Origin of the sequence: Enterobacter cloacae complex sp. IR5450 (assembly GCF_049238665.1) — a bacterium.
In the GTDB taxonomy this organism is placed as follows: Bacteria; Pseudomonadota; Gammaproteobacteria; order Enterobacterales; family Enterobacteriaceae; genus Enterobacter; species Enterobacter hormaechei_C.
On sequence record NZ_JBMKIC010000001.1, the window covers coordinates 381975 to 406367 of the forward strand.

17 protein-coding genes and 1 pseudogene are annotated in these 24393 nt (G+C 57.6%); 9 read left to right on the top strand and 9 right to left on the bottom strand.

Translation table 11 applies throughout. From position 1 onward, the window contains the following. Positions 1–29 precede the first annotated feature (29 nt). The 4 genes from pyrB (at position 30) to gbpA (ending at position 3483) form a co-directional block, all read left to right on the top strand. On the top strand, positions 30–962 hold the full coding sequence (gene pyrB, locus ACOTYB_RS01725) for an aspartate carbamoyltransferase (protein ID WP_032661336.1): 933 nt from the start codon (positions 30–32) through the stop codon (positions 960–962). Between the two features lie 12 nt (positions 963–974). Continuing rightward, a complete protein-coding gene (pyrI, locus tag ACOTYB_RS01730; RefSeq protein ID WP_003863370.1) occupies positions 975–1436 on the top strand; it encodes an aspartate carbamoyltransferase regulatory subunit in 462 nt (153 codons plus the stop codon). Between the two features lie 73 nt (positions 1437–1509). Then, complete coding sequence (gene ridA, locus ACOTYB_RS01735) at positions 1510–1896, top strand: 2-iminobutanoate/2-iminopropanoate deaminase (RefSeq protein WP_003863373.1); 387 nt, start codon at positions 1510–1512, stop codon at positions 1894–1896. Between the two features lie 138 nt (positions 1897–2034). Then, positions 2035–3483: an N-acetylglucosamine-binding protein GbpA gene (gene gbpA / locus ACOTYB_RS01740; RefSeq protein ID WP_023315294.1), complete on the top strand. Its 1449-nt coding sequence runs from the start codon at positions 2035–2037 to the stop codon at positions 3481–3483. Between the two features lie 94 nt (positions 3484–3577). Here the strand turns inward: gbpA and ACOTYB_RS01745 are convergent, their stop codons facing one another. Both ACOTYB_RS01745 and mgtA read right to left on the bottom strand, forming a co-directional pair. Then, a complete protein-coding gene (locus tag ACOTYB_RS01745; protein ID WP_045350670.1) occupies positions 3578–5962 on the bottom strand; it encodes a beta-N-acetylhexosaminidase in 2385 nt (794 codons plus the stop codon). 200 nt (positions 5963–6162) lie between these two features. Continuing rightward, the gene (gene mgtA, locus ACOTYB_RS01750) at positions 6163–8871 is read right to left on the bottom strand and encodes a magnesium-translocating P-type ATPase (RefSeq protein ID WP_220153529.1); all 2709 of its coding nucleotides are present in this window, start codon (positions 8869–8871) and stop codon (positions 6163–6165) included. Positions 8872–9258: 387 nt separating this feature from the next. Here mgtA and treR point away from each other — a divergent pair, with 387 nt between their 5' ends. Further along, on the top strand, positions 9259–10206 hold the full coding sequence (treR, locus tag ACOTYB_RS01755; RefSeq protein WP_032608379.1) for a trehalose operon repressor TreR: 948 nt from the start codon (positions 9259–9261) through the stop codon (positions 10204–10206). Positions 10207–10217: 11 nt separating this feature from the next. Here the strand turns inward: treR and ACOTYB_RS01760 are convergent, their stop codons facing one another. Together ACOTYB_RS01760 and ACOTYB_RS01765 are read right to left on the bottom strand one after the other, a co-directional pair. Further along, a complete protein-coding gene (locus tag ACOTYB_RS01760) occupies positions 10218–10697 on the bottom strand; it encodes an Hcp family type VI secretion system effector (protein WP_003863398.1) in 480 nt (159 codons plus the stop codon). Between the two features lie 236 nt (positions 10698–10933). Further along, positions 10934–11626, bottom strand: a pseudogene (locus ACOTYB_RS01765) (hypothetical protein). 306 nt (positions 11627–11932) lie between these two features. On the opposite strand from ACOTYB_RS01765, the gene treB reads away from it, so the two are divergent. The 4 genes from treB (at position 11933) to nrdG (ending at position 18169) form a co-directional block, all read left to right on the top strand. Then, positions 11933–13357, top strand: coding sequence for a PTS trehalose transporter subunit IIBC (gene treB / locus ACOTYB_RS01770; protein WP_409248728.1), 1425 nt, complete (start codon positions 11933–11935; stop codon positions 13355–13357). Between the two features lie 51 nt (positions 13358–13408). Further along, on the top strand, positions 13409–15052 hold the full coding sequence (gene treC / locus ACOTYB_RS01775) for an alpha,alpha-phosphotrehalase (RefSeq protein ID WP_048241489.1): 1644 nt from the start codon (positions 13409–13411) through the stop codon (positions 15050–15052). Positions 15053–15425: 373 nt separating this feature from the next. Next, positions 15426–17564 carry an anaerobic ribonucleoside-triphosphate reductase gene (gene nrdD / locus ACOTYB_RS01780; RefSeq protein WP_003863406.1) on the top strand — a complete coding sequence of 713 codons (2139 nt, stop codon included), beginning with the start codon at positions 15426–15428 and terminating at the stop codon, positions 17562–17564. 140 nt (positions 17565–17704) lie between these two features. Next, positions 17705–18169: an anaerobic ribonucleoside-triphosphate reductase-activating protein gene (nrdG, locus tag ACOTYB_RS01785; RefSeq protein WP_003856093.1), complete on the top strand. Its 465-nt coding sequence runs from the start codon at positions 17705–17707 to the stop codon at positions 18167–18169. A gap of 32 nt (positions 18170–18201) precedes the next feature. Here the strand turns inward: nrdG and ACOTYB_RS01790 are convergent, their stop codons facing one another. The 5 genes from ACOTYB_RS01790 to ACOTYB_RS01810 all read right to left on the bottom strand — a co-directional run bounded on the left by ACOTYB_RS01790 (position 18202) and on the right by ACOTYB_RS01810 (position 24360). Then, positions 18202–20112 carry a BglG family transcription antiterminator gene (locus tag ACOTYB_RS01790; protein WP_220153528.1) on the bottom strand — a complete coding sequence of 637 codons (1911 nt, stop codon included), beginning with the start codon at positions 20110–20112 and terminating at the stop codon, positions 18202–18204. Between the two features lie 19 nt (positions 20113–20131). Then, positions 20132–21268 carry a lactonase family protein gene (locus ACOTYB_RS01795; protein WP_023324063.1) on the bottom strand — a complete coding sequence of 379 codons (1137 nt, stop codon included), beginning with the start codon at positions 21266–21268 and terminating at the stop codon, positions 20132–20134. 119 nt (positions 21269–21387) lie between these two features. Next, positions 21388–22128, bottom strand: coding sequence for a 2-dehydro-3-deoxy-phosphogluconate aldolase (gene dagF, locus ACOTYB_RS01800; RefSeq protein WP_045350667.1), 741 nt, complete (start codon positions 22126–22128; stop codon positions 21388–21390). Then, complete coding sequence (locus ACOTYB_RS01805) at positions 22125–23243, bottom strand: DgaE family pyridoxal phosphate-dependent ammonia lyase (RefSeq protein WP_032608372.1); 1119 nt, start codon at positions 23241–23243, stop codon at positions 22125–22127. Before ACOTYB_RS01805 ends, dagF begins: the two co-directional genes overlap by 4 nt. Next, the gene (locus ACOTYB_RS01810) at positions 23227–24360 is read right to left on the bottom strand and encodes an amidohydrolase/deacetylase family metallohydrolase (protein ID WP_022650282.1); all 1134 of its coding nucleotides are present in this window, start codon (positions 24358–24360) and stop codon (positions 23227–23229) included. The genes ACOTYB_RS01805 and ACOTYB_RS01810 overlap by 17 nt, the downstream gene beginning before the upstream one ends. Positions 24361–24393: the final 33 nt, after the last annotated feature.

The following is a 24393-nucleotide window of genomic DNA, read 5'->3' on the forward strand; positions in this document are numbered from 1 at the left end:
TTTTTTTTGCCCGGCGTCAGGAGATAAACATGAATCCGCTTTATCAAAAACACATCATTTCCATAAACGACCTCAGCCGCGAAGAGCTGGAACTGGTTCTGGAAACCGCGGCAAAACTGAAGGCCAATCCGCAACCGGAGCTGCTGAAGCACAAGGTGATTGCGAGCTGCTTCTTCGAAGCCTCGACCCGCACGCGTCTCTCCTTCGAAACCTCCATGCACCGCCTGGGCGCGAGCGTGGTGGGCTTCTCGGACAGCAGCAACACGTCGCTGGGCAAAAAAGGCGAGACCCTGGCGGATACCATTTCAGTGATTAGCACCTACGTTGACGCGATTGTGATGCGCCACCCGCAGGAGGGCGCGGCGCGTCTGGCGACCGAATTTTCCGGCGACATTCCGGTACTGAATGCCGGTGACGGCGCTAACCAGCATCCGACGCAGACCCTGCTGGATCTGTTCACCATTCAGGAGACGCAGGGCACGCTTGAGAACCTGAACATCGCCATGGTCGGCGACCTGAAATATGGCCGCACCGTCCACTCGCTGACCCAGGCGCTGGCGAAATTTAACGGCAACCGCTTCTTCTTCATCGCCCCGGACGCGCTGGCGATGCCGCAGTACATTCTCGACATGCTGGACGAAAAAGGCATCGCGTGGAGCCTGCACGCCAGCATCGAAGAGGTGATGGGCAACGTGGATATTCTCTACATGACCCGCGTGCAGAAAGAGCGTCTTGACCCATCCGAGTACGCCAACGTGAAGGCGCAGTTCGTGCTGCGCGCCAGCGACCTCGAGGGCGCGCGCGACAACATGAAGGTGCTGCACCCGCTGCCGCGCATCGATGAGATCACCACAGACGTGGATAAAACGCCGCACGCCTGGTACTTCCAGCAGGCCGGAAACGGCATCTTCGCCCGCCAGGCGTTACTGGCACTGGTTCTGAATCGCGAATTAGCTCTGTAAGGGGAGACGACCATGACACACGATAACAAACTCCAGGTTGAAGCCATCAAGCGTGGCACCGTGATTGACCACATCCCTGCGCAGGTGGGCTTTAAGCTGCTGACGCTGTTCAAACTGACTGAAACCGACCAGCGCATCACCATCGGCCTGAACCTGCCGTCGGGTGAAATGGGCCGTAAAGACCTGATCAAGATCGAGAATACTTTCCTGACCGACGAGCAGGTTAACCAGCTGTCACTGTACGCGCCGGACGCCACGGTTAACCGCATCGACGATTACGACGTGGTGGGCAAATCCCGCCCAAGCCTGCCAGATCGCATCGAAAGCGTGCTGGTCTGCCCGAACAGCAACTGCATCAGTCATGCTGAGCCGGTTTCCTCCAGCTTTGCAGTGAAAAAGCGCGCCAATGACATCGCACTCAAATGCAAATACTGCGAAAAAGAGTTTTCTCATTATGTGGTGCTGGCCAACTAATTGAGGTTGGTAATGAAATCCCGGCTGTTATAATGGCCGGGAACATTCTTAACGCTGTAATTCTGGAGAAAAAATGAGCAAAGTACTCGCGACGGAAAATGCACCAGCGGCTATCGGCCCATACGTTCAGGGCGTTGATCTGGGCAGCATGATCATCACTTCTGGCCAGATCCCGGTGAACCCAAAAACCGGTGAAGTACCTGCCGACGTAGCGGCGCAGGCGCGTCAGTCGCTGGAAAACGTGCAGGCGATCGTCGAATCTGCCGGTCTGAAAGTGGGCGATATCGTCAAAACCACCGTGTTCGTGAAAGATCTGAATGATTTTGCGACCGTTAACGCCACTTACGAAGCGTTCTTCACCGAGCACAACGCCACCTTCCCGGCGCGCTCCTGTGTGGAAGTGGCGCGTCTGCCAAAAGACGTGAAAATTGAAATTGAAGCGATTGCCGTACGTCGCTAATTTATTTCAAGAAAGAGAAGGCAGCTCTGGCTGCCTTTTTTTATTTCGACCATTTTTACTCTCTCCGGGAAATGACGCATCCGCCACTCCATTAATAAACTGACGCTGCCTTGCTCTATTCTAATTAATGGATGATGAATGAAACTCTCTAAAATTGCGCTGGCGGTAACCACATTAACGGTTGCGTCTTCCGCACTTGCACACGGATATATAGAATCCCCTGCCAGCCGCGCTTATATGTGTAAGCTCGGCCAGAATATTGACTGTGGCTCTGTACAATATGAACCGCAGAGCGTAGAAAAGACCTCCGGCTTCCCGACGGGTGCGATGCCGCCTGACGGCCAGCTTGCCAGCGCCGGTATTGCCAGCTACTCCCAGCTTGATAAGCAGAGCCTGAACGCCTGGACCAAAAATCCCATGACGGCAGGCCCGCATGAATTTGTCTGGCACCATACCGCGCCGCATAAAACCACCAACTGGCGTTATTACATTACCAAACAAAACTGGGACCCCAATAAACCGCTGACCCGTGACCAGTTCGAATTAACGCCGTTCTGTACTATTAACGGAAATGGTCAGGCACCGGCGATGACAAAATCCATGACCTGTAATGTCCCGGAACGTACGGGCTACCAGGTTATTTATGGCGTGTGGGAAATTGCGGATACCGCAAACAGTTTCTATCAGGCCATTGACGTTGATTTCGGTAACGGCGGCAACGTCACGCCGGACGACACCCCAGCGGTGATATCCCAGTGGAGTAAAACCCTGAGCGGACAGATTGCCGGGAATAACCTGAACACGGGCGATAAAGTGATTGCACGCTTCTTCGACGCCAACGGGGAAGTTGCCGCCCTGCGTACCGAGCTGACCATCGGCTCCGTTGCCCAGGGGGATGCGAACCAGTGGTCCTACGATCTGGCGCAGAAGATCAACGCCGCGTACAGCGATGTGCGTGTCGGGGTAAAGGATGAAGCGGGCGAAATTAGCCCGGTTCACGGCGCGAACAGCGTCTTCGTCAAAGACGGCAGCGCCCTCCAGTCCGTTGCGATTTCGTACGAAGAGCAGAAGGCGGAAGTGAATGAAACCATCGCGGTATCTAACCTGCACTACAGCAAAATCGAGAATGGCAAGGCGTCCGTCACCTTCCACGTGAACACCAAAGGCGACGTGAACGTTGAAGCGCACGTGATGAACCACAGCGGTGCGGAAAAGGGGTATCTGAAGCAGGAGATGAATAACGCCAGCCAGGACGTGACCATGACCCTGACTGACGTCACGGCGGGTCACCATATGCTGAAATACTACGCCACCAACAAAGACGGCACCCTGTTCGCGCAGGACGTGCTGGATCTGATGCTGGAAAGCGACGCGGCGGACAGCAACGGCCCGCATGACTTTATCTTCCCGGATAACGTCGCGTCCTACAAAGCGGGCACCGTAGTGCTACAGCCGAAAGACGGTAAGACCTACGAATGCAGGCCTGTCCCGTTCAGCGGCTACTGCGTGCAGTACAGCCCAACCGCAAACCAGTTTGAACCAGGCGTGGGCGCGCACTGGAGAGAGGCATGGGTGTTGAAGGACTGAGTGATCTGATTCCCTCACCCTAACCCTCTCCCAAAGGGAGAGGGAATTTATACACCCTCTCCCTTTGGGAAAGGGCTGGGGTGAGGGTTCTTTACTACTGATTCCGCGTCGCGCGCAGCAGCGTTTCCAGCGGGTACACCGCCGCAATCACCACCTCGTCCTGAACCTTCGCCGCGTTATCCAGTTCGCTCTGGATCGACGCAATCTCTTTATCATCCAGCGTGCCCTGGCGCGCCACCAGATCCGTCAGCCTCAGGCCAATCGCGGCCAGCTTATCCACCTCCTGGATCACCGGCTTAATGGCCTTCAACTGATAGCTGTTTTCGCTTAGCGCCAGCGCGTCGCTGGTGTTGTTCTGCCAGCGGTTAAAGACGTGGCGCAGCGCGTCGGCGCTTTCCGTGTCTTCCGCGTCGCTCACCAGACGGTCCGCCCATTTATTCATCTGACGCCCGGTCGCACTTTCCGGGTTTAGCGCATCAGCGAGCCGGTTGAGCGGCTCAAACTGATGATAGTTTCCAGCCTGGAACTTAAGATGCTGGCGGGTGTAATACTGCGCCGGTTCAAGCGCCTGGGCGAGAATTTGCAGCGGCAGGGTATCCGCATTGTTGGCGAGGCGCGTGAACTGCACCTGCTGCTGGGTATGCTGCTGTAGTCCAACCGACACCGTCGACCAGCTGTCCATCGCCTGGAGCCGGGTATACATGTTGTCGATGTCGTTGACGTCCTTCGCCGACCATAGCCGCTCCGCCACCGCAAAGGCGCGCGGCCACAGACGGATATCCAGCACCGGCGCGACCACGTTTTCCGCCCACAGCGCGGCTTCACCGCCGAGCAGATTGGCCTCGTTCGCCGGGTCCGGCACCACCGGCGGTATGCCTTTTGGGACCGCGTCCAGACGCGTGCCGCTAATCGGGTAGCGGGCGTTACCCACCAGGAAATAGCCGCTGAGCTTATCGTTCTCAACAGAAACGACCGGACGCGTTTCACCCATCCAGGTATCAACGGTAAACGTTACCTGATTGTCGTCCCGCCATTGAATGTTATCCACCGCCCGACGCGATTTCCCGGCAAAATCAATAAATCCGCGCCAGCCAGCATCGCCTTTCACCAGCGTAAAGCTACCTTCCACCGGCTTGCCCTTCAGGCGCGGCATGGAGAAAGCCCAGCTCTGGACGCTGTCGGTGTCCGCTATCACATCCACGCCGTTCAGCCCCTGCGGCACAATTTCATTGCGGTAGTGGTAGGCGGTGGATTGCGGCTGATCGAGGTAGAAACCGGTTGAGAGAATGCCCTTATAGCCGTTCTGCGCCACCTGCCCCAGCGCGTCCTGTCCCTGCCAGGACTGGATCAGAATGCTTTTCGGCAGATCGGGATGGTAGATCTCATCCCAGCCAACCATCTGCCGGTGGTGCTTCTCAAGGATCGTCTCCAGCTTGCGGTTGAAATACGCCTGCAACGCGTGGCTGTCCGCCAGTTTATTGTCGCGCATGAATCTCTGGATCGCAGCGTTCGCTTTCCACTGGCTGTCGTCAACCTCATCGCCGCCAATATGCAGATATGGATCCGGGAAGATCGCCGCCAGTTCGCTGACCATCGCGTCGGCAAAGGTATAAGTTGCCTCTTTGGTGGGATCCAGCACTGGCTTCAGCACGCCCCAGTGGCGCTCCATGGCGTACGGCCCCGGCGCGCTCATCAGCTCCGGGTAGGCGACGGCAATCGCCGAGGCGTGGCCCGGCATATCAATTTCCGGCACCACGCGTATGCCGCGCTCGGCAGCGTAACGCACAATCTCGCGCATCTGCTCAGGGGTGTAGAACAGCCCGTCGCTGGCAAGCTGGGTCAGCTTAGGGTAGCGCTTTGAGCTGAAGCGCCAGCCCTGATCGTCGGTCAAATGCCAGTGCAGCACGTTGAGCTTCGCCGCGGCCATGCCGTCGATCTGGCGTTTAATATCCGGAATCGGGAGGAAGTGGCGCGCCGAATCGAGCAGCAGCCCGCGCCACGGGAAGCGCGGCGAATCTTCAATGGTCACCCACGGGATCGAGGTGTTTTCGGCGCCGTTCTGCATCAGCTGAAGCAAGGTTTCCATGGCGCGCAGCGCGCCGAAGCGGGTATTGGCGGAGATATTTACGCCGTTGGCGTCCACCGTGAGTTTATAGCTCTCATCGCTGTCCGGCAGCGGCTGCGGCTTCACCTTTTTGGCGATGGCGATGCGGATGGTCGGCTTGTCAGGTTTTTCGGCCTGCGGCTGTAGCGTCCAGCCGGTTTGAAGGGCGATGCGCTGGCGCAGGCGGTTGACCGCATCCCCCAGATCGTCGCCACTTACGCTCACGGTGAGTTGATTGTTAAGCTCCAGCGCGCCCTGAGTGGTCGGGCGTTCAACCTTCGCAGGCCAGGGCATTAAGGGAAGGTCGCCTGCCGGTGCGGCAAAGGCGGAGGCGCCGAGCATGAGCCCGGCGGTTAAGAGACTGTACCGTAACATGAATGTTCCTTATCTGACGGGCCAAATACAGGCAAAACATTCTGTTAACATGCGCTCAAATTGTCGTCAAGCGAATGCGCCGACGGAGATCACAGGTTGTTGAATTTGGGAGTAAAGCCAGCTGCCGGGTGGCGGCTTCGCCTTACCCGGCCTACGTTCGGATCGTAGGCCCGGTAAGCGCAGCGCCACCGGGCTTGCCGTTACTGCCACCCATACCGACGGCTATAGAACCCCTTCACCATCTGCGTCAGCACCATGTAACCCGCGAGGATCGCCACCAGCCATGGGAAGTAGCTCAGCGGTAGCGCCTGGAGTTGCAGGTAGCTTGCCATCGGCGAGAACGGCAGCGCGATCCCGAGCGCCATCACAATGCCCGTCATCACAATCAGCGGCCACGCGGCACGGCTCTGGATAAACGGAATGCGGCGGGTGCGGATCATGTGCACAATCAGCGTCTGGGACAGCAGCCCCACCACGAACCAGCCGGACTGGAACAGCGTCTGGTGTTCCGGGGTGTTGGCGTGGAACACAAACCACATCAGGCAGAAGGTCAGAATGTCGAAGATGGAGCTGATCGGCCCAAAGAACAGCATAAAGCGCCCCAGATCGGCGGGGTTCCAGCGCTGCGGCTTCTGGATCTGCTCGTCGTCGACGTTATCAAACGGGATGGCGACCTGAGAGACATCGTACATCAGGTTCTGGATCAGCAGATGCAGCGGCAGCATCGGCAGAAACGGCAGAAACGCGCTCGCCACCAGCACGCTGAAGACGTTGCCGAAGTTCGAGCTGGCGGTCATTTTGATGTATTTGAGCATATTGGCGAAGGTGCGACGCCCTTCGATGACGCCCTCCTCCAGCACCATCAGGCTCTTTTCCAGCAGAATGATATCCGCCGCTTCGCGAGCAATATCCACCGCGCCGTCTACGGAGATACCGATATCCGCCGCACGCAGGGCTGGCGCATCGTTGATGCCGTCGCCCATAAAGCCCACTACATGCCCTTCGCGACGCAGCAGCGTTACGATGCGTTCTTTATGCATCGGCGTCAGGCGGGCAAACAGCGTGGTGCGTTGGGCAAGGTCGGCCAGCTCATCGTCAGACAGGAGCTCAATGTCGCTCCCCACGACGACGTCGCCCGCGTCCAGGCCGACTTCGTGGCACACTTTGGCCGCCACCAGCTCGCTGTCGCCGGTGAGAATTTTGACGGTGATACCGCTCGCTTTCAGCGCTTTCAGCGCAGGTGCGGTGGTCTCTTTCGGCGGATCGAGGAATGCGATGTAACCCTCGAGGATCAAATCAGATTCATCGATACGCTGGTAGTCCCCTTCCCGCGCGGGCAGGAACTTGCTGGCTACCGCCACCACGCGCAGCCCCTGGCGGTTCAGGTTATCGGTGACGCGTTTGATGCGGCGCAGCATGGTCTCATCCAGCGGCACGATCTCGCCGTTATGGCGCACCTGCGTGGAAACATTCAGGATCTCCTGCAATGCCCCTTTGCAGATCAGCTGATGCACGTCCGGCTGCTCGCTGACCACCACCGACATGCGGCGGCGCTCGAAGTCGAACGGAATTTCGTCCACCTTCTGCCAGCGCCCGGAGAGCATGCGGGCAGACTCTTCATCCACACCTTCCAGCACCGCCACGTCGAGCAGGTTTTTCAGCCCGGTCTGGTAGTGGCTGTTCAGCCACGCGCTGTACAGCACCCGTTCGCTGGTCTTTCCGGCGATATCGGTGTGGTTCTCCAGCACGATTTTGTCCTGGGTCAGGGTGCCGGTTTTATCGGTGCAAAGAATGTCCATCGCGCCAAAGTTCTGGATGGCGTCGAGGTGTTTAACAATCACCTTTTGTTTAGAGAGTTTGACCGCCCCGCGCGCCAGCGTGGAGGTGACAATCATCGGCAGCATTTCCGGCGTTAAGCCAACGGCCACGGAGAGCGCGAACAGCGCCGCTTCCCACCAGTCGCCTTTGGTGTAGCCGTTGATCAGCAGGACAATTGGCGTCATGACCATCATAAAGCGGATCAGCAGCATGCTGACGCGGCCAATGCCTTTCTGAAACGCATTCGGCTCGCTCTCCTGCTCGCTGACGCGTCCGGCAAGCTGTCCAAACCAGGTATTGCCGCCGGTGGCGGTGACAATCGCCTGCGCGGTGCCACTAACCACCGTGGTGCCCATAAAGCACAGGGTGTCGCACTCCAGCGGGTTCATCTGCTGCGGATCGCGGGTCCGCGCTACCTTCTCTACGGGCAGGGACTCACCGGTGAGTGACGCCTGCGCGACGAACAGATCCCGCGCCTGGATGATACGTAAATCCGCCGGGATCATGTCCCCCGCAGCCAGCTTCACCAGATCGCCCGGCACCAGCTGGTCAATGGGAAGCTCAATCCAGGCGTTTTCGCCGAGGTCGTTAATCACGCGCGACACGGTGGCGGTGTTGCTGACCATCGCTTTCAGCGCATCCGCCGCTTTGGTGGAGCGCGCTTCCTGAATAAAGTTCAGCAGCGTGGAGATCCCCACCATCAGGGCAATCACGCCTGCGGCAAACAGATCTTCAGTGGCGTAAGAGATAATCCCGAGCACCGTCAACAGCAGGTTGAACGGATTGCGGTAGCAGAGCCACAGGTGGACCCACCAGGGAGAGGGTTTCTGCGCCGGGATCTGGTTATCGCCATGTTCCGCGCGGATTTTTGACACTTCTTGCGCGTTCAGCCCTTCCGGGTGGCCGCCAAAGGCGCGCCAGACTTCGTTTTCATCCATCGCCGCCACGTTCAGGCAGCGCTCGGTCAGGGAGGCGGGAATCGCCGCTCCCGCCATGGTGTTGGTATTTGGCAGCGGATCGCGCGCAATCAGGCGATGTGGCAGGTGACGGCTCAGCAGCGCTTGCAGCTGCCGGGTGATATTTTTCAACATAGTCATTCCCCCGCATCCGCAAAGGCGGACGCAGTCTTTCCCGCAGGCGTGGCAAAGCCGTACCTGTCAGGCACTTAATTTATCAAGCAGGAACGTATGAACGTTGCTGCCTCACGCCGGTGAGACAGCAAAAAGCTGGCTTACCGGTAAGAAGGTTTTCTCCGGGTCAGGAGAGGTGTGGGATCGGGATCCATGTGGCCTCCGGTAAGTAAAAAGTTGGGTATCGGCGCGCAGTATAGAGATTTATCCATACCGTTTGTGACTAATCGGGCGGTATTATAACGCCCTGCAAATAAACCGAACGTAAACCAGACTTTGCCCATAGCGAATTCGCAGGATAGCATTAGGCTCAATTGATTATTTTATCGTTGTTACAGGGAATACAGCATGCAGAACCGCCTTACGATTAAAGACATCGCGCGTTTAAGCGGCGTGGGGAAATCGACTGTCTCACGCGTGCTGAACAACGAAAGCGGTGTCAGCGAGCGCACACGCGAGCGCGTCGAGGCGGTGATGAATCAGCACGGTTTTTCCCCTTCCCGCTCCGCGCGCGCCATGCGCGGGCAGAGCGATAAAGTGGTCGCCATTATCGTCTCGCGTCTGGATTCCCTCTCCGAAAACCTCGCCGTACAGACGATGCTGCCCGCGTTCTACGAGCAGGGCTACGATCCGATCATGATGGAGAGCAAGTTCTCCGCGCAAATGGTGGAGGAGCATCTCGGTATGCTTCAGCGCCGTAATATTGATGGGGTGGTGCTGTTCGGATTTACCGGCCTAAAAGAGGACGTGCTTAAACCCTGGCAGCCGTCACTGGTGCTGCTGGCGCGCGACGCAAGCGGGTTTGCCTCTGTCTGTTACGATGACGAAGGGGCGATCGTGATCCTGATGCAGCGCCTGTATGAACAGGGCCATCGGCATATTAGCTATCTCGGCGTGCCGCATGCCGACATCACCACCGGCAAGCGTCGCCATGAAGCGTACCTGGCGTTTTGTAAAAAACACAATCTCCCCGCCGTGGCCGCGCTGCCCGGTCTGGGTATGAAACAGGGATATGAACAGGTCGCCAGCGTGCTGACGCCACAAACCACCGCCCTGGTATGCGCCACGGATACCCTTGCATTGGGTGCGAGCAAATATTTGCAGGAGCAGCGCATCGGGGAGCTGCAATTAGCGAGCGTGGGAAGCACGCCGCTGATGAAGTTCTTACACCCGGAGATTATCAGCGTTGATCCGGGTTACGCCGAATCTGGCCGGCAGGCTGCCGCGCAGCTGATAGAGCAGATCAACGGGCGCGCTGAGCCGCGTCAGATCGTTATTCCTGCCCGTCTCTCATAGTCCTTTCGCTTTCATGCGCAACAGCGATCGTTCCATGAATCACGGTACAGGATATTGCCTTCGGTATACTTCCAGGTAATTGCCTCATAGCGCAGCTCCAGCGTTTCCAGGTGGGTACTGGTCATACTGCCGGGGGAGAGATACGGCGCTACCGTTGTGAACTTGACGTTTTCCAGAATAATATTGAAATACTCAGCCTCAATCCCAGACTCAAGAATACGGTACATTTTAATTGTCGCCTTCTTCATGGTTCGCCCTTCGCAAACTGCCCGGTAAAGAAGCGGCGTTGTCTGATCAAATTCTTTGACTATTGTTATAGGCCGATGTACGCGTGTACCAGTGAGTTTTCCCCAGCTTGGGTCAACCGGAATAGTTACGCCATGGGAAAAGGATTTTAATTCAATAGATCCAAGACGCAGTGGCATTGCACAACAACCGACAATCGGCGAGCCATTCTCATCTTCAAGCCATAAATGTGCGGGAGCAGACATAGAAATACCTTATTAGTGGTTATCTGTATTGAAATGTTTGGCCTTTTACCATTTCACATAGCAGCCAAAAACAATCATGACCACAATGAAGAAAAGCCCAATTGGCCAGACAGGACTGCCGGGGAAGAAATGGGCCTGTATCAGGGCAAACAGGATTGTTAACGCGGCCGGGCCGTAGACCGAAAATATAATTCGCCCCTGCCAACGTAAAAAACGTTTGATGTAATTCATCATTGTTATCTGATCAACCTGGTGATGATATCCGCAATGTCGTCATCAGATGCCCATTGCGCACGTGTCGCGTCCGTCCTGCGAAACACAGGCTCAATGAGAAATTAAAGCATTTCAAGCCCTTGAGCATAAAGTGCCGAGTACCAGGCGGGAAATTCAACGTACAGACGATGCGCGCTATCGGCGGCTTGCTGTACTACCCCATACAGCCCAATAAAAGCAATACCTCGGGAAGCCCATCTTCCGGTAATGGCGCTTAATTCGAGGCTGATATTTAATCCAAGGCGAACGCAGGCGGCAACGGCTAATGTAAACCCGGCACCGGTAAGGCTAACCGCAGCGATGTGGACATTTACAGCCATTAGCCGCTGTTTAATATACTCTAACTGTTTAGGATTTTTGTATTTGAAAACTTCCTCAAAATACAGTCTAAGCATTTCATAGACTACATCCACACCGCTTACTAATTTATAAACGGCATCTCTGAAGCGTAGGTCTTCGCTCTTCTGTCTCAGGCAAACATCATTGTATTCATCAGTGAAACATGAGGCGTAATACAACAGCCGAGTGGCGCCTTTCCCTATCATATTCACCTGTGTTTTGACGTTCTGGCCGACCGCAGTAACAGCATGGTCGAGTTTAAGCGCAAGTATTTTATTGGCCTGTAAATAACTGACGATCTCGTTGTTCCCGTACATTATTGCTCTACGTTTATTTCAGTATATGAAGACAAGCTTATGCCTGAAACCGACTGTAAAGTTCCGGCCAGATCATGTTTAAGATCTTCCCTGTATTTTTAAGATATTGACCTGATATTTTTTAAACACTCTTGAGAAGAAATTCATAAAAACTGCGAGTGAAATGCAATCCAGTGTGCCCTCACACAGCGGATTATTGTGATCTTCGCCCGATTTCGGGAACGTTCCCATTTTCGCCGTCACGTTGAAGGAGTAGGCTTGCGCACAGGTCATAACCCCTATCACCATCTGTCATGAGGTTTCATGATGAGTAAAGTCAAACAAACAGATATCGATCAGCTGATCGTCCTGGTCGGCGGACGCGACAACATCGCCACCGTCAGCCATTGCATTACCCGCCTGCGCTTCGTGCTGAACGATCCGGCCAAAGCCAACCCGAAGGCCATTGAAGAGCTTTCCATGGTTAAAGGCTGCTTCACCAATGCCGGGCAGTTCCAGGTGGTGATTGGTACCGAAGTGGGCGATTACTATCAGGCTCTGCTGGCGACTACCGGGCACTCTTCCGCAGATAAAGAGCAGGCGAAGAAGGCCGCGCGTCAGAATATGAAATGGCATGAGCAGCTGATTTCCCATTTTGCGGAGATCTTCTTTCCGCTGCTGCCAGCGCTGATCAGCGGGGGCTTAATTCTGGGCTTCCGTAACGTCATCGGCGATGTGCCAATGAGCGACGGCAAAACCCTGGCGCAGATGTACCCGGCGCTGCAAAGTATCTATGACTTCCTGTGGCTGATTGGCGAAGCGATCTTCTTCTATCTGCCGGTCGGAATCTGCTGGTCCGCGGTGCGCAAGATGGGCGGAACGCCAATTCTCGGTATCGTGCTCGGCGTGACGCTGGTCTCTCCGCAGTTAATGAACGCTTACTTACTTGGTCAGCAAACGCCAGAGGTGTGGAACTTCGGCCTGTTTACCATCGCCAAAGTGGGCTATCAGGCGCAGGTGATCCCGGCATTGCTGGCGGGTCTGGCGCTGGGCTTTATTGAGACGCGCCTGAAGCGCATCGTGCCGGATTACCTGTATCTGGTGGTGGTCCCGGTCTGCTCGCTGATCCTGGCGGTGTTCCTGGCGCACGCCTTTATCGGTCCGTTTGGCCGCATGATTGGCGACGGCGTGGCCTTCGCGGTCCGTCACCTGATGACCGGCAGCTTCGCGCCAATCGGTGCCGCGCTGTTTGGCTTCCTCTACGCTCCGCTGGTGATCACCGGCGTGCACCAGACCACGCTGGCGATCGATATGCAAATGATCCAGAGCCTCGGCGGTACGCCTGTCTGGCCGATCATCGCCCTGTCTAACATTGCGCAGGCCTCGGCGGTAACCGGCATCATCATCGTCAGCCGTAAGCACAACGAGCGTGAGATCTCCGTTCCGGCTGCTATCTCCGCTTACCTCGGCGTCACTGAACCGGCGATGTACGGTATCAACCTGAAATACCGCTTCCCGATGCTCTGCGCGATGATCGGCTCCGGTCTGGCGGGCTTGCTGTGCGGCCTGAACGGCGTGATGGCAAACGGGATTGGCGTCGGCGGCCTGCCGGGGATCCTCTCCATTCAGCCCGCTTTCTGGCAGGTATTTGCGCTGGCGATGGCGGTGGCGGTGGCGATTATCATCCCAATGGCGCTGACTACCGTGGTTTATCAGCGTAAGTTCCGTCAGGGCACGTTGCAGATTGTTTAATTCTCTCTTTCGGGGCGCAGTTGCGCCCCTTCGCATTTGCAGGAACGCACTATGAATACCCTTCCTCACTGGTGGCAGAACGGCGTCATCTATCAGATTTACCCAAAGAGTTTCCAGGATACCACCGGCAGCGGCACGGGCGATCTACGCGGCGTAACGCAGCGCCTGGACTACCTGAAAACCCTCGGCATTGACGCTATCTGGCTGACGCCGTTTTATATCTCGCCGCAGGTGGATAACGGTTACGACGTGGCGAACTACACTGCCATTGACCCGACCTACGGCACGCTGGACGACTTTGACGAACTGGTTGCCCGGGCGCATGAACACGGTATCCGCATCGTGCTGGATATGGTCTTTAACCACACGTCCACGCAGCACGCCTGGTTCCGCGAGTCGCTGGATAAAGCGAGTCCGTACCGCCAGTTCTATATCTGGCGCGACGGTACGCCGGATACGCTTCCCAACAACTGGCGCTCCAAATTTGGCGGCAACGCCTGGCGCTGGCACGCCGAAAGCGAGCAGTATTATCTGCACCTGTTCGCACCGGAGCAGGCGGATCTCAACTGGGAAAACCCGGCGGTGCGCGCCGAGCTGAAAAAAGTGTGCGAGTTCTGGGCCGATCGCGGCGTGGACGGCTTGCGTCTGGACGTGATTAACCTGATTTCAAAAGATCAGGATTTCCCGGACGATACCCTCGGCGACGGTCGCCGCTTCTACACTGACGGGCCGCGCATCCACGAATATCTTCAGGAGATGAGCCGGGACGTCTTTACCCCGCGTAACCTGATGACGGTGGGCGAGATGTCCTCCACCTCGCTGGAGAACTGCCAGCAGTACGCGTCTCTTGATGGCCGCGAGCTGTCGATGACCTTTAACTTCCACCACCTCAAGGTGGACTACCCCGGCGGCGAAAAATGGACGAAGGCAAAGCCGGACTTCGTGGCGCTGAAAACCCTTTTCCGCCACTGGCAGCAGGGGATGCACAACAAAGCCTGGAACGCGCTGTTCTGGTGTAACCATGACCAGCCGCGCATCGTGTCGCGCTTTGGTGACGAAGGGGAACACCGCGTGGCGGCGGCGAAAATGCTCGGTATGGTGCTGCACGGGATGCAGGGCACGCCGTATATCTACCAGGGTGAAGAGCTGGGTATGACCAACCCGCATTTCAGCCGTATCACCGACTACCGCGACGTGGAAAGTCTGAACATGTTCGCCGAACAGCGGGCTAACGGACGCGATACCGATGAACTACTGGCGATTCTGGCGAGTAAGTCACGCGATAATGGCCGCACGCCGATGCAGTGGGACGCCTCGCATAATGCGGGCTTTACCGAGGCCGAGCCGTGGATTGGCGTTTGCGACAACTACGAAACCGTGAATGTCCGCGCGGCGCTGGACGACCCCGATTCGGTGTTCTACACCTACCAGTCGCTGATTCGCCTGCGCAAAACCCTGCCGGTACTGACGTGGGGGGATTATGAGGATCTCCTGCCTGACCACCCTTCCCTGTGGTGCTATCGCCGCCAGTGGCAGGGGCAAACGCTGATGGTGGTGGCGAACCTGAGCCATTTGCCTCAGGAATGGCAAGCGGACGCTCTCAGCGGCGAGTCGCAGGTGGTGATAAGCAACTACCCCGCCCCTCACACCTCAATGCTTCGTCCGTTTGAAGCCGTGTGGTGGCTAAAGCAGTAATTCCTCCGCCGGGCACGATGCCGTGTCCGGCTTACTTTGCTGTTTTTGTTGAATAATTAATCAGATTTTTCCTTCGCGTCTTTACAATTGCCCCAGCGCCCGCCGTTTGTACTCTCGTCTTTTTACTTTGTCCTGCATCAAAAAAATCGCAAACATGTTTGATGCAAATCACTATATGTAGCACTTAAAATGCACGCCGACCCAACATCTTGTATTTATCGTCTACTATTCCAACAACAAGACGGCGCTTACGCTGGCCGGAATTGTGGATAACACGGGCTGGGCACGCGGGAAGTCTTTGCCGCGGCGAGGAATACGCCCGGTGAATACTTCTCCACCTCTGTGGATAACCTGTTTTTAAAATGGAGTGATCATGACACCGCATGTGATGAAACGTGATGGCTGTAAAGTGCCGTTTAAATCAGAGCGCATCAAAGAAGCCATTCTGCGTGCAGCTAAAGCAGCGGGAGTCGATGACGCAGATTACTGCGCCACCGTCGCAGAAGTCGTTAGCAGCCAGATGCATGAACGCAGCCAGGTGGATATCAACGAGATCCAGACCGCGGTTGAAAACCAGCTGATGTCTGGTCCGTACAAGCAGCTGGCGCGCGCCTACATTGAGTATCGTCACGACCGTGACGTCCAGCGTGAGAAACGGGGTCGCCTTAACCAGGAGATCCGCGGCCTGGTAGAGCAAACCAACTCGTCGCTGCTCAATGAAAATGCCAATAAAGACAGCAAAGTGATCCCGACCCAGCGCGACCTGCTGGCCGGTATCGTCGCCAAGCACTATGCCCGTCAGCATCTGCTGCCGCGCGATGTAGTCTCGGCGCACGAGCGCGGTGAGATCCACTATCACGATCTCGACTACTCGCCGTTCTTCCCGATGTTTAACTGCATGCTGATCGACCTGAAAGGCATGCTGACCCACGGTTTTAAAATGGGTAACGCCGAGATTGAGCCGCCGAAATCCATCTCCACCGCGACGGCGGTCACGGCGCAGATCATCGCCCAGGTGGCGAGCCACATCTATGGCGGCACCACTATTAACCGCATTGATGAAGTGCTGGCCCCGTTCGTGACCGAGAGCTTCAACAAACACCGTAAAACGGCGGAAGAGTGGCAGATCCCGAATGCTGACGGTTACGCCCGTTCCCGCACCGAGAAAGAGTGCTACGACGCCTTCCAGTCGCTGGAATATGAGGTAAACACGCTGCACACTGCCAACGGCCAGACGCCGTTTGTGACCTTCGGGTTTGGCCTCGGCACCAGCTGGGAATCACGCCTGATCCAGCAGTCTATTCTGCGCAACCGTATCTCCGGCCTCGGTAAAAACCGTAAAACGGCGGTGTTCCCGAAACTGGTGTTCGCCATTCGCGACGGCCTGAACCACAAGTTTGGCGATCCGAACTACGACATCAAACAGCTGGCGCTGGAGTGCGCGAGCAAGCGTATGTACCCGGATATCCTCAACTACGACCAGGTGGTAAAAGTCACGGGTTCGTTTAAAACGCCAATGGGCTGCCGCAGCTTCCTCGGCGTGTACGAAGATGAGAACGGCGAGCAGATCCACGACGGGCGCAACAACCTGGGCGTCATCAGTCTGAACCTGCCGCGCATCGCGCTGGAAGCCAAAGGGAATGAAGCGGCCTTCTGGACGCTGCTGGATGAACGTTTACAGCTGGCACGTAAGGCGCTGATGACCCGCATCGCCCGTCTTGAAGGGGTGAAAGCCCGCGTCGCGCCAATTCTCTATATGGAAGGGGCCTGCGGCGTGCGCCTGAAAGCGGACGATGATGTGTCGGAGATCTTCAAAAACGGTCGCGCGTCGATCTCTCTTGGCTATATCGGCATTCACGAAACGATTAACGCGCTGTTTGGCGACAAGCATATCTATGACAACGACGCCCTGCGTGAGAAGGGTATCGCGATTGTGCAGCGCCTGCGCGATGCGGTAGACCAGTGGAAAGAGGAAACTGGTTACGGTTTCAGCCTGTACAGCACGCCGAGTGAAAACCTCTGCGATCGCTTCTGCCGTCTGGACACCGCCGAATTCGGCATCGTGGAAGGCGTGACCGACAAAGGTTACTACACCAACAGCTTCCACCTCGATGTGGAGAAGAAGGTGAACCCGTACGACAAGATCGACTTCGAAGCGGCTTATCCGCCCATCGCGAACGGCGGTTTTATCTGCTATGGCGAGTACCCGAACATTCAGCACAACCTGAAGGCGCTGGAAGACGTGTGGGATTACAGCTATCAGCACGTGCCGTACTACGGAACCAACACGCCAATTGACGAGTGCTACGAGTGCGGCTTTACCGGTGAGTTCGAGTGCACCAGCAAAGGCTTCACCTGTCCGAAATGCGGTAACCACGATGCAGCCCGCGTCTCCGTGACCCGCCGCGTGTGCGGCTACCTCGGCAGCCCGGATGCCCGTCCGTTTAACGCCGGTAAGCAGGAAGAGGTGAAGCGCAGGGTGAAACATCTGGGGAATGGGCAGATCGGGTAAGTTCTGCGCAGGGTGTCCCCCTCACCCTACCCCTCTCCCTCAAGGGAGAGGGAACCGATCGAGCACATTGTTATTCCGGCCACCGGTTTTCTCCCTCTCCCTGTGGGAGAGGGCCGGGGTGAGGGCATCAGGTTAACGCTATGAATTATCACCAGTACTACCCCGTCGACATCGTCAACGGCCCCGGCACCCGCTGTACCCTGTTTGTATCAGGCTGCGTTCACGAGTGCCCCGGCTGCTACAACAAAAGCACCTGGCGCCTGAACTCGGGTATGCCGTTTACCGCTGAGATGGAAGACCGCATCATCAACGACCTGAACGACACGCGCATCAAACGCCAGGGGATCTCGCTCTCCGGCGGCGACCCGCTCCATCCGCAAAACGTGCCGGAGATCCTGAAGCTGGTAAAACGCATCCACCACGAGTGCGCGGGAAAAGACATCTGGGTCTGGACGGGCTATAAGCTGGATGAACTGAATGCGCAGCAGATGGAAGTGGTGGATCTAATTAACGTCCTGGTCGACGGCAAGTTCATGCAGGATCTAAAAGATCCTATGCTTATCTGGCGCGGCAGCAGCAACCAGGTTGTGCATCATCTGCGTTGAATGAAGGCGGATATCCTCTGTCCGCCTGAACGTCAAAACCGACTCAAACTCTCCATCGCCTCAGCCTTAAACGCCGCAAAATTCTCGCACTGGCACAGGCGCGCCATCGCGCGTTCACGCAGGAAAGTGACAAAGATGTCGTAAATCGCCATTGCCTCTTCGTACTCGCTTTTGCTGATGGCGAGCAGGAAGATGACATGGGCGGTTTCATCTCCCCACTGAATGCCCTGCGGCGCCAGCACGGTGTAGACCACCGTTTTTTGCGCCAGCAGGCCGAGGGAGTGCGGCAGCGCAATGCCGTCGCCGAGCATGGTGCTGACGATGGCTTCACGCTCGATAACCGAATCCAGAAACTCCGCACCGACAAAGCCCTCTGCTTCAAGCTGTTCACACAGCTCGCGGAACAGCGTTTGCTGGTCGACAGGCTTGTCGATAATGCGGAAATGGGCCGCGTCGAAGTATTTTTCCAGCATCCACGGCCGGGTGCGGTCCACCAGCACCAGCTTGCCGATCTGCTCTAACTGATAATCGGTCGGGAACGGGGCGATCATCACCACCGGTTTGGATTTTTCGCTCACGCGGGCGGTGGAGATCACAAAGTCTTCGCCAATGGCATCGGCAAGCTCGTACTCGCGAAGGGTGAGCGTGCGCGTCACCTCAATCTGCGGGTATTTACGCTGAAGTACCGCCTCGATCATGCGCACCATCGCGTTACCTGCGTCGCATACCAGCAGCACCCGCGGCTGGCGCTGATAGCCGATGTTGTAGTGGCGCTCCAGCCCGACGCCGATATGCAGCACCAGAAAACCAATTTCGTTTTCGCTGATCACATACGGGGTGTATTTGCCCCAGCTAGACACCGCCGCGAGGGTCATATCCCACGCCATCGGGTAGTGCTGCTTGATGTTATCCAGCAACGGATTGGGGATCATGATTTGATACCGCACGCGGGTAATCATGGTTTTGATGTGCGTGAGCAGATCTGCATGCAGTTGCTCGTCGCTCAACAGGTTGTAGTTATAGTGGGTGTTGATGTAGCGCAGAATGTAGTTGACCAGGGCTTCGTCGTCGTCAGCATTAATGGCGCTCGGGGCGATCTCCTGGATCTGCCGCGCCGCAATGTGCACGCACAGCCAGCTCTCTTCTGACGGCGACAGCGCTTTGCCCGCCAGCTCCTGGATAGCCACCGCGATATCTTTCGCCGCCTCATGCACGTTCTCTTCCACGTCTTCCGCGTGGAATTCCGGCAGCGGATACCCTTCGCTGATGCGCCGCACCGACACCGCGCAGTACAGGCGCAGGAACAGCTCGCCTTCGTCGGTCAGGCGAATGTGATGGCGCGTCAGCGCATCGTGCAGCACCGGCACCATCTTTTCCGCCACGCCCGCGTTCAGCGCCACGTCGGTCACCAGCGGGTTCAGGCTGTCCTGCTGCGCCAGCTCCCACAGGAGGTCGGTCAGGCAGGCGCGGATCGCCATCTCGCTGCCAAACAGCTTCATGCCGTGGCGAGGGCGGGTTTCCAGCGTCAGGTTGTAACGGTGAAACCACTCGCGCACTTCCACCATGTCGCTCTGCAACGTGGCCCGGCTGACGAACCACTCATCGGCCAGATCCTCCAGCTTGATGGAAAAGGCTGACGTCAGAAAACGCACCACCAGATAGTGCACGCGCTCAGGTCCGGTTCGCGGAATACGCAGCGCGCGCGGGTGGGACGCCTGCAATTGCTGATAGCGCGCCACATCATTAATTTTGAGCTGATAGCCGTTGCCCCGGCTCAAAATGAACTGCGCGCCGTGGCTGGCCAGCAGCGCGTTCAGGGCGGTGATATCCGCCCGGACGGTTCGCGTGGAAACCGACAGCCGCTGCGCCAGCTCGTCCTGCGGCAGCGTCTCGTTTTGCAACAGATCGAAAAGTTGCGCTAAACGTTGGTTCGGAAATCGCACGTCGTTGTCCTCTTACGGCTTAAGGTGAAATGACCATCTGGGATGGGCTGCCGACCGGGGTATAGTCTGGCTCGGCGCTCAGCTTGCCGTCCGGTGCCACGCGGAAACGGGTAATGTTGTCGCTGCGCTGGTTCATGACGTACAGCCAGCGACCCTGCTTATCGAGCGTCAGGGTGCGCGGATAGTCGCCGCGCGTCCAGACATCATCCTGATGCGTCAGCGTACCCTCTGCCGTTACGGTAAAGTGCCCGATGCTGTTATGCAAACGGTTAGCGACATACAGCTGTTTCCCGTCGGCACTTAGCGCCAGCCCGGCAGCAAAACTGGTGCCTTTATAACCGTCCGGCAGGGCTGAAACCGTTTTACCCTCTTTCAGCCTGCCATTACTGTCCAGCGCATAATGGGTGAGCGTAGACGCCTCTTCGTTAATCAGCCACAGGGCATCACCTTTCGGCGTAAAGACGAAGTGGCGCGGCCCGGCCCCTTTTGAGGAGGCGCTGATAAACGGCGGATCGTTCGGAGTCAGCTTCCCGGTTTGATCGTCAAAACGGTACTGATAGATGCGATCCAGCCCCAGATCGGTGGAAAAAACGTATTTCCCGCTCGGATCGGCGGCGATCATGTGCGCATGCGGGCCGTTATGATCGCTGATGGCGAAACTGCCCTCGACGGCAGCTTCCGGCTTCGCCGCGCCCGGTTCGCCTTTGTCCTGATGGGTGTCCGTAGCATCGCTCAGGCTGCCGTCTGCGTTAACGGGCAGCACCGCGACAGTTCCGCTGATGTAGTTTGCCACCAGCAGATGTTTACCGTTCGGCGTCAGGGAAAGATATACCGGCCCCGCGCCGCCGGAGGCCACCTGATTCAGCTCGCTCAGCGTGCCGTTATCGCCGATGCGCAGCGCCTGCACCACGCCCTGCTCCACTTCGCTTGCCAGATAGAGCGTTTTGCCGTCGTGTGAGACGGTTAACTGCGCGGCGTTCGGCAGCTTGCTCACCAGCGTTTTATCGTTCAGCGCACCGGTTTGCGGGTCGACGGTAAAGCGGTACAGCCCTTCGCCGTTGGGGTTGTAGGTGCCCACCCAGGCGTACTGGTTTTGAGCAATAGCAGAGGTAGCAAGTAAAGAGAGTGAAGCAACAAGCAGGGTACGGGTGTGCATGGTGGCTCCTTCGGGTGTGTGCGGTTTGTTTCCCCTCACCCTAACCCTCTCCCCAAAGGGGAGAGGGGACGATTACACCCTCTCCCCTTTGGGGAGAGGGCTGGGGTGAGGGGCAGGTTTTACTTCACCAGCTTCTTCGTCATCGCCAGCAGCGTGCGCACATCTTCTGGGCGCGTATCACCGCTGGCTTTATCGATAATCGAGCTGTAGATATGCGGGATGATTTTGCTCACGCCCGCGTCGAGGGCGATCTGCAAGATCGTCTCGAAGTTTTCCAGATCGATTCCCCCGGTCGGCTCCAGCCAGAAGTCGTGACGGGCGCAGGCTTCCGCCACCGCCTGGTATTCGTCACGGCATTTCAGGCCGCCCATCGGGAAGTATTTGATGGAGCTGCCGCCGAAATCTTTCAGCAGGGCGATAGCGGTTTCAACCGGCACAATGCCGTCCGGCGCGTTACTGCTTAGCGGGCCGGTGGAGATTTTCACCATCCCGACGGTACCGGTCGGAGAGACCAGACCGTTGACCACGGAGTCATTTTGCCCCAGCAGCGCGCGGCTGGTGGCCACGCCGGTAAAGACCTGGTTAACGTGCTGCGGCTGCACCTGGCGGGATATTTCACTCACCATCGCCGACTGGTTCGGATCGCCCGCGCCCAGGCCAACGGAGAGCGCGTTATCAATCAGCTTCGCGTACTCACGCATATCCGCGACCGCGCTCGCCACGTCCGGGTAATTTTTGGAGAGCACGCCCACCAGCACGTGGCCTTCCGCCGCCTCATAGATGGCGCTGGCGTTGGCCTTTGAGCCTGCCAGCACGTTCAGGCAGACGCGGTCACGGTAAAAGTTGGGGGTCAGTTTCATGCGTTTTTCTCCTGTCCTAATACTTCGCTAATGCGACGGTACACGATGTTCAGCTGGTCAGCATTTACGCTGCGCACGTCCGCCTCAATAATCCCTTCGTTGGCCTTGTAGCCACGGAAATAGATGGCGTATTCGCCCTGCTTCAGCGCGTTCACCAGGTCACCCGTGCCGACGCCCGTGGTGGCTTCGTCGAACTTAATTTCGGTGCGGGCGATGTCGCGTCCGGCGCTGTCCCAGACCACGCGCGCGGTCACACCGTTCAGGGTGTTGAGCGCCTCGATAAACGGCGTCATTTTCGCCACCATCTCGGCGCCGCTCTCTTTGGTGGCCGTCAGGTAGTGTTCGATGGCGCAGGTCAGGCCAAGAATGCCCTCTTTGCCCACCTTCATCGCGCGGCCAATGCCCGCCGTCTGGCGCTTCACCCACTCAACGTACTGGGTTTTGCCAATCACCAGGCCGCTGGTTGGGCCTTCGATCGCCTTCGCGCCGCTGTAGATCACCAGATCGGCGCCGGATCGGTAATAGGTATGCAGATCTTCTTCCGCCGCGGCATCAACGATCAGCGGCAAGTCGTGTTTACGCGCGACAACCGCCGCCTGCTCGACGCTGAGCATGCTTTTCTGCACGCAGTGGTGCGATTTAATGTAGAGGATAGCCGCCGTGCGCGGGGTGATCGCCGCCGCCAGCTGATCGGCAGAGCATTCGTTGGCGTAGCCCGCTTCCACCAGCTTGCCGCCGCCAAGCGCCACCATGGTGCCCACCGGCGCGCCAAAATTCACGTTGTGGCCTTTCGGCAGGACGATCTCGTTATTTTCAATCGGTGTGACGTGCAGGTTTTCCAGCAGCCAGTCGCTATCTTTCACCAGCACAGCCGCCACGGACTGGGCAATGCCCGCCGACGCGCAGGAGACCACCGTCGCCCCTTCCACCTCCAGCAGCTTCGCGATGTATTCCCCGGTTTTATTGACCAGATCCTTCATCTCGAAATAGTGATTCATGCCGTCCATCGCCGCCTGCACCACTTCCGGGCGCGGCGTGGAGACGCCCAGCGCCGTCATGCGGCCAGAGGTGTTGATAACCTGCTTTAAGTTGTACTTCTCATAAATCGAAGGCATGTTCCGTGCTCCCTTGTTCGGTCATGTAGCCCTTGCCCGCGCGGATCGCGGCAAGCGGCACCAGAATGTGTTCAGCCTGTAGGCTGTCGTTTTCGGCATCCGTCAGCACCGTCGGCTGGCGCTTGAGGGTAAACAGCGTCAGATCGGCGTCGAGGCCAGGCTGAATGCGGCCTTTGCGCGTCAGGCGCAGGCCGTCGGCGGCGTTGGCGGTGACGCAGTCAATCACCTGCGGCAATGACATGCCGATGGCGAGGAATTTCGACATCACGCTTGCCAGCGAGCCGACCGGACCGTTGATGCGGTTGCGGCAGTAAATATCCGAGCTGATGGTGTGCGGCAGAATGCCCATCGCAATAGCGCGCTTCGCCACTTCAAAGCTGAAGCTCGCCGTACCGTGGCCAACGTCCAGACGCACGCCGCGCTTCAGGGCGGAGGTAATGGAGGCACGCAGCTCGCCGGAGGGCGTCAGGATGCGGTTTGGCTTGCCGTTGTAGCAGTGGGTAATGATGTCGCCGGAGCTCAGCAGCTCGGCGATTTCGTCGAGGTTCGGCGGGTTGTTGCCAATGTGCACCATCAGCGGCAGGTCGCCGTTCTCTTTCTGGATCGCTTTCGCGCGCGCCAGCGGGGTGATGCCGTTTTCACCGACCACGCTGCTGCTCATGCGCGCCTTCAGGCCGACGATAAAATCAGGATGGCGTTTCACCGCCTCTTTCACCGCGTCGGCGTCAATATTGGCCATATTGGCCAGCTCGTTCTGGGCGATCAGCCCCACGCGGGAGATGTTCAGCAGGGCAAACACCTCGGTGGAGGCTTTGCGGGTGATGGCGTAGAAATCGTCCACGTCGTCGGCCCCGGTGCTGCCCGCGTCCACCACGGTGGTGACGCCGGTGGCAATGCCCACGCTGTCCGGCTCGTCGTGGTAAATCGGGGAGTTCGGGTAGCAGTGGACGTGGGAGTCAATCCAGCCCGCGCTGACGAACACATCACCGTTAAGCTCAACCGTTTTGCGGGCGGGAGCGTTAATGTCGCCTGTCGCGGCGATCTTCCCGTCCTGAATGGCGATATCGGTCAGGGTATCGTCGGCGAGGCGCGCACGGCGCAGGAGTAGATCAAACATGGGGTTCTCCTGATAAGGCGGGCACCGAAGCGC